Origin of the sequence: uncultured Nevskia sp. (genome assembly GCF_903885465.1) — a bacterium.
In the GTDB taxonomy this organism is placed as follows: Bacteria; Pseudomonadota; Gammaproteobacteria; order Nevskiales; family Nevskiaceae; genus Nevskia.
This window is the reverse complement of the sequence record NZ_CAISIQ010000546.1, coordinates 1-10,924: the sequence shown is the minus strand read 5'-3', so window position 1 is coordinate 10,924 and position 10,924 is coordinate 1. Positions and strand designations below refer to the sequence as shown.

The 10,924-nt window shown below is 63.5% G+C and carries 13 protein-coding genes; all 13 read left to right on the top strand.

What is annotated here, in order from left to right; translation table 11 throughout:
- Positions 1-1,366: 2Fe-2S iron-sulfur cluster-binding protein (locus QZY06_RS21115; RefSeq protein ID WP_295687976.1), on the top strand; the 1,366-nt coding region annotated here is incomplete at its 5' end.
- 2 nt (positions 1,367-1,368) lie between these two features.
- Positions 1,369-2,112 (top strand): hypothetical protein, encoded by a 744-nt coding sequence (locus QZY06_RS21110; protein WP_295687974.1) that lies wholly within the window; start codon positions 1,369-1,371, stop codon positions 2,110-2,112.
- A 20-nt stretch (positions 2,113-2,132) separates the two neighbouring features.
- Entirely contained in the window at positions 2,133-2,885 is a 753-nt protein-coding gene (locus tag QZY06_RS21105; RefSeq protein ID WP_295687972.1) for a cytochrome c3 family protein, read from the top strand.
- Positions 2,886-2,934: 49 nt separating this feature from the next.
- Complete coding sequence (locus QZY06_RS21100; protein ID WP_295687970.1) at positions 2,935-3,348, top strand: hypothetical protein; 414 nt, start codon at positions 2,935-2,937, stop codon at positions 3,346-3,348.
- 238 nt (positions 3,349-3,586) lie between these two features.
- Positions 3,587-4,033, top strand: a complete 447-nt coding sequence (locus tag QZY06_RS21095; protein WP_295687968.1) for a hypothetical protein — start codon at positions 3,587-3,589, stop codon at positions 4,031-4,033.
- A 64-nt stretch (positions 4,034-4,097) separates the two neighbouring features.
- Positions 4,098-4,328 (top strand): DUF2933 domain-containing protein, encoded by a 231-nt coding sequence (locus QZY06_RS21090; RefSeq protein WP_295687966.1) that lies wholly within the window; start codon positions 4,098-4,100, stop codon positions 4,326-4,328.
- Positions 4,325-5,998, top strand: a complete 1,674-nt coding sequence (locus tag QZY06_RS21085) for a copper resistance system multicopper oxidase (RefSeq protein ID WP_295687964.1) — start codon at positions 4,325-4,327, stop codon at positions 5,996-5,998. Before QZY06_RS21090 ends, QZY06_RS21085 begins: the two co-directional genes overlap by 4 nt.
- A gap of 2 nt (positions 5,999-6,000) precedes the next feature.
- Entirely contained in the window at positions 6,001-7,023 is a 1,023-nt protein-coding gene (locus QZY06_RS21080) for a copper resistance protein B (protein WP_295687962.1), read from the top strand.
- 235 nt (positions 7,024-7,258) lie between these two features.
- Positions 7,259-8,320 (top strand): hypothetical protein, encoded by a 1,062-nt coding sequence (locus tag QZY06_RS21075; protein WP_295687960.1) that lies wholly within the window; start codon positions 7,259-7,261, stop codon positions 8,318-8,320.
- Between the two features lie 143 nt (positions 8,321-8,463).
- On the top strand, positions 8,464-9,177 hold the full coding sequence (locus QZY06_RS21070) for a helix-turn-helix domain-containing protein (protein ID WP_295687958.1): 714 nt from the start codon (positions 8,464-8,466) through the stop codon (positions 9,175-9,177).
- A gap of 65 nt (positions 9,178-9,242) precedes the next feature.
- Entirely contained in the window at positions 9,243-10,103 is an 861-nt protein-coding gene (locus tag QZY06_RS21065) for a sterol desaturase family protein (protein WP_295687955.1), read from the top strand.
- 198 nt (positions 10,104-10,301) lie between these two features.
- Complete coding sequence (locus QZY06_RS21060) at positions 10,302-10,712, top strand: MerR family transcriptional regulator (protein WP_295687952.1); 411 nt, start codon at positions 10,302-10,304, stop codon at positions 10,710-10,712.
- On the top strand, positions 10,709-10,924 hold a 216-nt coding region (locus QZY06_RS21055; protein ID WP_295687950.1), incomplete at its 3' end, for a hypothetical protein. The genes QZY06_RS21060 and QZY06_RS21055, both read left to right, overlap by 4 nt.

Here is a 10,924-nt window from a genome sequence, read left to right as displayed (position 1 = left end):
GGCGACGTCTAGCGGCGTCAGGACGTTTCACTTCATCACGATGCTGCTGTTGGTGGCGTTTTCGATCGCGATGGTCACCATCTACATTCTCAAGATGCGCCGTGCTGCGGCCCTGTTCGGACGGCTCGATCCCGGCTCCGGGCCCCCGCCGCCTGGATCGTCGCCACCGCTGGCGGGAGCGCCTGGCGCGATCTCGCCAAGCGCCATGCCGGACAGCGGAGCGCCACTCCCAGCTTCGCCCGCAGTCGGCACGCCACCCCCAGCGCCTGACGCGTCATCCGCCGTCCTCGCTTCCCGGACGGCTCAATCCGCACCACTGACGGCGAAGTGGCAGGGACAGCTGCGGGTGGCCAGCGTCATCACCGAAACGCCGAGCGTCAAGACATTCCGATTCGTGCCTGCTTCCGGCGACGGCCTGATGCCCTTCACATTCCTGCCGGGCCAGTTCCTCAATCTATCGTTCTGGATCGGCGGCGCCAGGATGAATCGTTCCTATTCGATCTCGTCGTCGCCAACGCAGCGAGACTACGTGGACCTCAGCGTGCGTCGTGAGCCGCGCGGCGCGGTCTCACGTCACGTCACCGATCTGCTCAAGGTCGGAGACCTGATTGACGCTGCTGGGCCGGTGGGCCGCTTCACGTTTACCGGCGCCGAGGCGGATAGCGTCGTGCTCGTCGCGGGTGGCGTCGGGATCACCCCGATGATGAGCATCGCCCGCTATCTCACGGAGCAGTCCTGGGCTGGCGAGATCTTCTTGATCTATGCCTGCCGCGCGCCACAGGATTTCATCTTTGCCAAGGACCTGGCTGCGCTCCAGCAGATCAATCCCAAGCTGCACGTGACGGTAGCGATGGAGCACTCGAAAGGCAGTGACTGGAAGGGGCCACGTGGTCGCATCACCGGGGAATTGCTCACGCGGACCGTGCCCGACCTCGGCTCCCGCCGCGTCCATCTTTGCGGGCCGCCCGTGATGATGGAAGCGATCAAGGCGCTCCTCACCGAACTGGGCGTTCCGCCTGAACAGGTGAAGACGGAAGACTTCGGCACCGCTGCCCCCACTCCGGCCATGGCGGGGACATCAGCCAGGCTTGCAGCCTCGGCGACCGGCCCGTTGGTGACGTTCTCGAAGAACAGAAAGTCATCCAGATGCCGCACTGGCCAGACGGTTCTGGAACTCTCCGAGGAGCTTGGCATTGGTATCGACTTTGCCTGCCGCGTCGGCACCTGCGGGATATGCAAGGTGACGATGACTGCCGGTGAAGTCGAAATGGCAGTCGAGGACGCGCTCGATGCCGATGACAAGGCCAGAGGCATCATCCTCGCCTGCCAGGCCAAAGCCAAGACCGACCTCGTGGTCGAGGCCTAGCCGTGAAGCCGCGCGAGCGCGTCGTCGTACTCGGTGTCCTGAGCGTGTTGCTGCTGGCCTGGCTTGGCTTTCTCGTCCACCGCTCGCCACGCTTTCCCGGCAGTGGTCTGGGCAGCGCGTTGGGCATTGCAGGCGCGGCGCTCATGCTGATCCCGCTCGCGTATCCGATCGTCAAGCGCATCCCGTTCTTCCACGATCGCACCACTGCGCAGGTGCCGATGCAGTTCTGGATGTCGTTGCACGTCTACGCCGGAATCGTCGGTCCCTTGCTCGCGATCGTCCACACCGGCCACAAGTTCGACAGCCCCCTGGGCGTCGCACTGACCGCGGTGCTGTTGCTTGTCGTTGTCAGTGGTATTGCAGTCCGCTATCTGCTCACCTACGTCAGCCACGAGATCAAGGAAAAGCTGATCCTGCTGCAAACCGCCCGTGGCGATCTCGACGGTGCCTGGGGTGTGCTGGACAAGATCTCGTCGGAAGCGAGCCTGCGTCCGCAGGCATCCGTCTTCATGGCGGGTCTGGCCTCCCTGGGAATCGCGTTGCCGATCAGCGGCCCTGCTGTCGAGGTCATGCGCATCGCCGAATCGGTCGCGGACCTCGAGTACGCGATCCGCATGCACGAGTTCTTCAAGCGCTGGTTCGCCCGCTCGCTGAGCCTGCACATTGCTCTGTCGATCGTCTTCTTTGTGTTGCTGGGGCTGCACATCGCCTCGGGCGTCTATTTCGGGCTGCGGTGGCTGCAATGAGACGGGCTACACCGTGGTTGGTGCTGTTCATCCTGGCGATCACCGCAAGCGTCCTCGCACTACTCAACTTCGAGCCCGCAGCGGTGGCAGCGCAGCAGGTGGTGAGTCCTGGTTTGCTATCACCTCGCCACGCCTATCTGAGCGAGCAGTGCAGCGCCTGTCACGAACCGACCGTCGGTGTGACCGTGGCGAAGTGCACCGCCTGCCATGCGAATTCCGAGCAGCTGCTAGGGCGTCAACCGACCGCGTTTCACGCGAGCGTACAGACGTGTTCGGGCTGTCATATCGAGCATCAGGCGGCAGGCGTTCGCCCGGTGGCGATGGACCATCTGGCGCTTGCGAAGCTTGGTGCTAGAACGCTGGCAGGCGCGTCTAGCAGCGACTCCGATAGCGCTGCCACCCTCAACTCGCTGGAGACGTGGTTGCGCATCAAGCGCCCTGGGCAGATCGGCGCCAGCAGTGCGCGCGTGGTGCTGAACTGCGCCGGCTGCCACGACCGCAAGGACCCGCATTTCAAACGCTTCGGCAGCGACTGCGCGCAGTGCCACACCTTCGAGGCTTGGATCGTGCCTGGTTACCAGCATCCCTCACCAAGTTCCAAGGACTGCGTGCAATGCCATCAGCCGCCGCCGAGCCATCTGATGGAGCATTTCTCGATGGTCTCGCAGAAGTTTGCTGGCAAGAAGGACGCGCGCGTGGATCAGTGCTTCGAGTGTCACAACACCACCAGCTGGAACGACATCGTCGGCGTCGGCTTTTACAAGCACCACTGATGTATCACCGGATTCACCTCTCCCCACCTCAGCAACAGGAGCAACCTCCATGAACACCCAGAAAAAGACGCCTTTCTTCGGCATCGCAGCGGCAGTCGCGTTGGGCTTGCTTGTCGCTGCATGCGATGGGAAAAAGGCAAATTCACCAGCTACCGTCGAAACTCAAGCCGCCGCACCGGATGCTGCCCAAAGCCAATCCACTGTGAACAGCAGCATGTCGCCAGAACTTAAAAAGGAAATGGCCGACATGTATCAAAAGATGGCGGATTGCATGCGCACTGATAAGTCCTTGGATCAGTGCAGTACAGACGCCATGAAGGATTGTCCTGTCATGCAGAAGACCGGGCATTGCCCAATTCACGAGGGGATGGGGGCGATGATGACCCACCCCATGAAGCACTCGATGGACGGCATGGATATGGATCACATGAAGGACAAGGCGCCAACGACCGGCGGGGAATAAGCGGGCTATCGCCTAGACAAATTGAGCCGAAACGCGTCATTCATCCGAATACGTCAATCGTCGATGGCCGTCCACTTTTGTTCGGCCTGACACGATTGACCTGAGTCAAAGCGCGGCGCGGGCCGCGCGCACACCATGACTCACATCCAGTACGACACCGCCCCGGCTACCGCAACGGCATAGCTGCAAGCGGAAACGCTCGGCCAGGCTGGCCACAACTTTTACCGGAGTTAGCTCGATGAAAACCCGTTTGATGAAAGCCGCATCCCCCTGCGTAGGCGCAGCCGTTCTTGCGTTCGGTCTTTCGATGACGGCGACCTACGCTGAGATGGAGCCGATGGCGCCAATGAACCCGCCCGCCGCCAAGCCCAGTACACCGGCACCGACCGCAAAGTCACCCCTCGCTGCGACTCGCAGCAACGCTCAGCTCGAAGAGGAAGTAAGAACCCTGCGCGAGCAGGTGAAGCAACTGCAGCAAGCTCACGGCATGGCACCTGGCAAGCAGCCCGACCAGGGTATGCCGAACATGCCCAAGAACGGAGGCACAAAGCCGCCAGCCGCGCCGCCGATGAAGAAAGGTTGCATGGGGATGGGCTGCATGGAAAAGGACGACGACGCGATGGGAATGCCGCCGCCTGATGGCGCCGATCCTCAGCCGATGCCAGATGCGATGCCCCACATGTAACGACACGCAGTAGCCGAGATCCGGCTCATGAGATGCCGTCGCTTGAATACCAGGAGGGTCGCCAATGCAAAGCGTTCATGAACATCGATCGGGATTGAGCCGAGGAACCAAGCTTTGGCTCGCCACTGCCGTGCTGTTGCTGCTGGCAGCAGCCTGTTACTGGTATTCCTCCGAGCACCAGAGTCACCTCTCCACGGTACTGTTCTGGGGGTTGGTTCTGGCCTGCCCGCTGATGCATCTGTTTGGACACGGCGGGCATCATCACGGCGCCGAGTCGCCGAAGAACCTCAAGTGATCGACTCGGACGTCCCTGTCTCGAGGCGACACTTCGTGCAGGGCGTTGCAGCCGCCGCATTGGGCACCCTTGTTTCGTGGCCAGCACGTTTGCTGGCGGCTGACGGCGCGCCCCGAGAATTGCGCGGGATCGAGTTCGATCTGGACATCGCCGAGCTGCCAGTGAATTTCACCGGCCGCGCGAGCGTGGCAACCGCCGTCAATGGCCAAGTGCCAGCCCCGGTGCTGCGCGTCCGCGAGGGCGACACGATCACCCTGCGCGTGACCAATCGGCTGAGCGAGCCAACCGCGGTGCATTGGCATGGCCTGCTGGTGCCGCCGGACATGGATGGCGTGCCGGGCATCAGCTTTCCCGGCATCGCGCCCGGCGAGACCTTCACCTACCGCTTCACGCTGCGCCAGTCGGGAACTTACTGGTATCACGCGCACACGTTGCATGAGCAGACCGGCTTGTACGGCGCGCTCGTCGTCGAACCGCGGGTTCTTGTGCCGCAACACACTGAACGCGACTACACCGTGCTGCTCAGCGACTGGACCGACGAAGCGCCGCTGGCGGTGTATCTCAATCTGAAAAAGATGGGCAGCTACTACAACTTCGGGCTCCCGACCGTTGGCGAGGTATTCAAGGATCTGTCGCGCCTGGGTCTGTCCGGCGCGCACCAGCGGCGCGTGATGTGGAACCGTGCGCGCATGGGCCCGACCGACTACAGCGATATATCGGCGGCGGCGTACACCTACCTCATGAACGGCGCCAATCCGGCGAGCAACTGGACCGGCGTTGCCCGCGCTGGTGAGCGCGTGCGGCTGCGTTTCGTCGGTGCCGGCACCGCAACCTACTTCGACGTGCGCATTCCCGGCCTCAAGCTGACCATCGTCGGCACCGATGGCCAGGACGTTGCGCCGGTGGAGGTTGATGAGTTCCGCATCGGCCCCGGCGAAACCTACGACGTGATCGTGCAGATGCCTGACGACAAGGCCTATACGATCTTTGCGCAATCGATGGACCGCACGGGCTTTGCTCGCGGCACGCTGGCACCGCGTGCGGGCATGCAGGCCGAAGTGCCGCAGCCCGATGCACCGGTCTGGCTCACCGATGTCGACATGATGGGCGCGATGGCCTCGATGACCGGCGAGTCAGGCCCGATGCCGAACAAGGTTCGTCATGCGCGCAGCGAATACGGCCCCGGAGTCGATATGCGCGTGGACTTTCCGCGCACCAACCTCGACGATCCGGGTCCCAATCTGCGCGGCAACGGCCGCCGCGTGCTGACCTACGCCGATCTGCACACCCCTAGCGGATCGATCGACAAGCGTGTGCCGGATCGCGAAATCGAGTTGCACCTGACCGGCAACATGGGTCGCTTCGAGTGGTCGTTCGACGGCGTCAAGCTCAGCGACGCCAAACCGATCCACTTCCGCAGCGGCGAGAGGCTGCGGGTGATCCTGGCCAATGACACCAACATGATTCATCCCATGCATCTGCACGGCATGTGGATGGAGCTGGAATCGGAACGCGGTGCGTTCCAGGTGCGCAAGCACACGATCTCCGTGCAGCCGGCGCAGCGCATCAGCTTTGCGGTCACTGCCGACGCCCCCGGACGCTGGGCCTTTCACTGTCATCTGCTGTATCACATGGCTGCAGGCATGTTCCGCGAAGTGGTGGTGGCATGAACATGCGGATGATCGTCATGGGTGGATGGATCGCCGTGCTCACGCTGTTCGACACCTCGGCGAACGCGCAGACAGGAACGGCGGAAATCGCTCCCGCACCGAGCCACTTCGGACACGAGCACGTACCGGCGTCCGCGCCGACGGTGACGCCAGCCGACAAGCCTGCAGAGACCTCGACCGGCGCGATGCGCTCGATGGACATGGCGCCAAGTCCGGCCCCTGCAGAACCGATGGCAGGAATGGATATGGGATCGACGCCGGCTTCCGGCACGACAATGGAAACGATGGACAGGGGCGCGATGCAGGGCGGTCGAGCGCCGCCGGACGCTCGCGATCCCGACGCTTACGCCGATGGCTACGAGTACACCGGCATGTCGGGTATGGAGGCGACGGACCGGATCGCGTTTGGCATGGTGTTGGCCGATGAACTGGAGTTCCTGTCGGGCAATGAAGGCGAGGGCTACGCCTGGAGCCTGCAAGGCAACTATGGTGACGACCGCAACAAGCTGTGGCTGCGCACTCAGGGCCTCAGGCTGCCGGGCGAAACCGACCCGACCACGAGTGGCGAGGCGCTGTGGTACCGCCCAAGCGCCGCATTCTGGGGAACGCAACTCGGGCTGCGGCAGGACTTCGGCGCTGGTGCGCATACCTATCTGGCCTTCGGCGCCCAAGGGCTGGCACCCTACTGGTTCGACATCGAAGCCACTGGCTATGTCGGTGACGACGGGCGACTGTCGGCACGGCTCAAGGCTGCATACGAGATGCGCTTTACCAACCGCTTGATCCTGGTTCCCAGTGTCGAGGCAAACGCCTATAGCAAGTCCGAAAGCGAGCGCGGCGTTGGCGCCGGGCTGGGCAACATCGAAGCCGGGATACGTCTGCGGTACGAGCTGCACCGCAAGTTCGCACCCTACATTGGTTATGTGGGGGAGCGTTCCTTCGCAGGTACCGCCGATCGACGCCGCCTGGCAGGTGACCCGGTCAACGAGCGCCGGTTCGTGGCGGGCATCCGAATGTGGTGGTGAAAGGAATTGCGGCCGCAGGCGATGCCGCCCGCCTAATTGCCTGGTCACGATCTCGCTGCTCAGCGTTCCTTCGCCCTCGGACGACCAGGGTATGGCTTACGCTGCTGAGCCTGGTGCCGACACTGCGGATCATGCAAACCGGAATCCTTCGATGACGTCATCCTTGAACCCGGCAGCATCCAGCCCTTTCGGGCTGCCGGTACTCGAGCAGCCAATTCCTGTCTCGGCGGCAGCGATGAAACTGATCGCGCGGGGCATCGAGCACTTGTGGGCGCGCATCCTCGCTGCGAATGCGATGGACGACTCGCGCCCCCTGTTGCTGAGTTACGACGTCCATCCCTCACCCGAAGGCCCGGTGCTGATCGAGGTCAATACCAACGCTGGCGGCGTCCTCACTGCGATACAGGCCGCTCGCCACGGCAATGACTGCTGCGCCGACTGGCAGCAGGGCATGCTGGAGGACCGGCTGCTCGCATTGTTCCGCCGCGACCTGCTGGGCGACGACGCCAACATGACTGGCGTCGTGGCGATCGTCGACGATCAACTCGCGTCACAGCCCTTGCTCGCGGAGATGCTGGAGATTGCGGACCTGCTGCGACCCTTTGCACGGGAGGTTCGTGTCGTCGATGCGGCCGAACTGAGTTTCGGCGACGGCCGCCTGCAACACGCGGGCGTGCCGATTGATCGTATCTACTGGCGCAGCACCGACTTCCTGCTGACTGCACCCGAACATGCTCCCGTGCGCCGTGCGGTGTCTGAGGGAGCGACTATTCTCGCGCCGTCGCCGCAGGCATACGAGGCCATCGCCGACAAGCGTCGTTTCATCGAATGGTCGAAACACGCCGAACTCGCGCGGGACGCAGTGACCGGGCAGTCGTTTCGCATCGCCGAGACGGTCCCGATGAGCGCACGTTCGGCAGCCGAGTGGTACGCCGAACGCAGCGAGTGGGTGTTCAAGCCCGGGTCCGGCTACGCGAGCCGCGGCGTGTACGTCGGCAAGAGCATCAGCCGCCACAAGCTCGACGAGTTGCCGGCGGATGCCTACCTCGCCCAGCGCTACGCACCTCATCCCGTCATCGACCGGGACGGCAAGGAATGGAAGTACGACGTGCGCTTCTTTGCCGACCGAGGTCGTGTCATCGGCGCTTCCGCGCGCGTGTTCCACGGGCAGGTTGTCGGCATGCGGACACCGGGAAGTGGCTTTGCCCCGATTCAGGTCGGTAGTTCGTGCTGCCTGATCGGCGCTCTGGCGGCGGCCAGTCGCGATCAGGACATCGAATCGCGCAGCACTCCCTAGCGTCCGGCGCTTCTGATCGAAATATGGAAGCCTGAGGGAGCGAACGTAAAATACAAAGCGCTTGCCCATCTGCTGATTCACCGGCGAAGCGCCGCGAGGTCTCCGTGAATACTGTTCGCACGCAATGGCGAGGCTCCGCGCGCTTGGGTATCGGCTGGGGCGCTTTCAAGGGACGCTCCGGTGACAACGCAGCGCACGCCCACCACGCGATCCAGATGCTGCTGGCCGAGTCTCCCCAGGCGCTATGGACGCCGATGGCCGGGTGGCAGTCGTATCGCGGCGTGGTCATCGGACATAACCAGCAGCACCAGCTTGCACCGACCAGTGAAGACGTCGTTCTGGTGTATCTCGATCCCGATTCCGACGCGGGTCGTCGCGTGCGCATGCTGCTGGCCGACGGTTTCACGGTGCTGTCGGATGAGCAGACGAACAGGGCACGAACCGCAGTGAACGCATCGGAGGACCGCCGGCTGGATCGCCTGCTCGTCGAAGCCATCCAGCCGACGCCGGACGCGGATGCGAGCATGCAGTCAGCGGACCCTGTCATCGCTGCGCTCCTCGCTGCGCTGCCCGCTGCAATCCCCGACTCATTGCCGGCGGCGCGCCTGGCCCGTGAAGCCGGTCTGTCCACGAGCAGGTTCCTGCATCGCTTCAGTGCGCATGCCGGCCTGCCGCTGCGACCCTATCTTCGCTGGCGACGGCTGCTTACCGCGATGGCCGGCGTGATGCGCGGGGACCCCTTGACTGATGCGGCGCTGGCCGCCGGTTTCGCGGACGTGGCGCACTTCAATCGCACGGTCCGGCGGCATTTCGGCATCACGCCAGGCGTGCTGCTGCGACTGAACGATCGCGCTTAGCCATTTCGTTCAAGACCCGATGGCAGCGGCAGCGGCATGGTCCCCAGCACTCGCCGGAGATTCAGATGCCTTCCATTCTTCGCACCCTCGTTCGATACGGTGCCTATCCGCTGATCGCGGGCGGCGCAGCAACCCTTCTGGTCGCGCTGGCCAGCGCAGGCGTGTCCTACTGGCCGGTCTTTCCTCTGATCGTGGCCTCCGCCATCGCCTGCGTGGCGCTGCTCGAACGCGTCGCGCCTTTCGAGAACGCCTGGAACTCCGATCACGGCGGCGACACGGCGGTCGATGCGGCGCACTTCCTGGTGAGCTACCTGCTGATCCAGAGCGCGGTCGCAATCGCCTTCGGACTCCGAGCATTGCTGCCCGAGACCTGGGTGCTATGGGCTCACATGGCACCGATGGTGTTGCAGGTGCTGCTGGCCGGCGCTGTGATGGATTTGGGGCTGTACGCAATGCACCGCGCCAGTCACGCGAGCGGCCTGCTGTGGCGCTTGCACGCGATCCATCACAGCCCCGAGCGTCTGTACTGGCTCAATGGCGGGCGCCGTCATCCGCTGTCAGCACTGGTTCTCGCGGGCCCAGGGCTGATCGCATTGCTGCTGCTCGGGGCGACACCGATTGCGGTCGGCGCCTGGCTGAGCTTCATGAGCGTTCACCTTGCATTCCAGCACGCCAATCTCGACTACCGCCTCGGCCCCGTCCGATCCTTGCTGGGCGTCTCCGAGATGCACCGTTGGCACCATAAGCGGGAATTCGAGGATGCGCAGGTCAACTTCGGCGAGGTGTGGCTGATCTGGGATCACCTGTTCGGGACGTTCCACGATGCGCCTCGCAGCCCGGGTGTCGGTGAAGTCGGCTTACACGGCCAACCGATGCCGGAGCGTTACTGGCAGCAGCTACGCTGGCCGTTCCGAAGGAGCAATTGACAGCGCGCTTGGCGATCTCGGCGAACGTATGTCTGCCGCAATGTTGAGGTCCTCGGGAGGACGGTGCGCCATGCCACCAGTTCCTTCGCCGAGATTCGGCGTAACCGGAAACACTGCGCTACCCGACATGCTTGACTCTTGACTAGAGTCCAGGGTTTACAGTCGCTCCACATTCAGCAGATTGAACAGGAGCGACCCATGGCTACTCTCACAATCGGCAAGCTTGCCAAGCTGGCCGATACCTCGATCGACACCGTTCGTTACTACGAGCGGGAAGGACTGATCGCGCCGCCGTCAAGGCGGGAATCCGGCTATCGCGACTACCCCACGGAGGTCGTCGAGCGTCTGAAGTTCATCCGCCGTGCCAAGGATCTGGGTTTCACACTGGCCGAGATCACCGAGCTGCTGACCTTGACCGCCCAGAGCGAGCGGGACATGGCCGGGATGAAGCGGGCTGCCGAACAGAAGCTGGCGCTGGTACAGGACAAGATTCGCGAGCTGAACCGCATCCGCGAGGGCCTCCAGCATCTGGTCGACGCTTGTCCCGGTCACGGGGCTCTTTCGTCTTGCCCGATCGTCAATGCCTTGAATCAGGAGTCCCGGTCATGAGCAGCATCCACCACGGCGCGCACGAATCCGACGAGCAACCGGTCAGTACGGTCGACTCGGCAAACCCTGCCACGTCTACAAGCCCGTCCTGCTGTTCCGGCAAGACAACGAACGCCGGCGCGCACGAAGTACATGGTCATCACCAGCACGATCACCCACACGGCAGCGGCCCGGCCGCCGTTGAAGTGAAGGACCCGGTCTGTGGCATGACG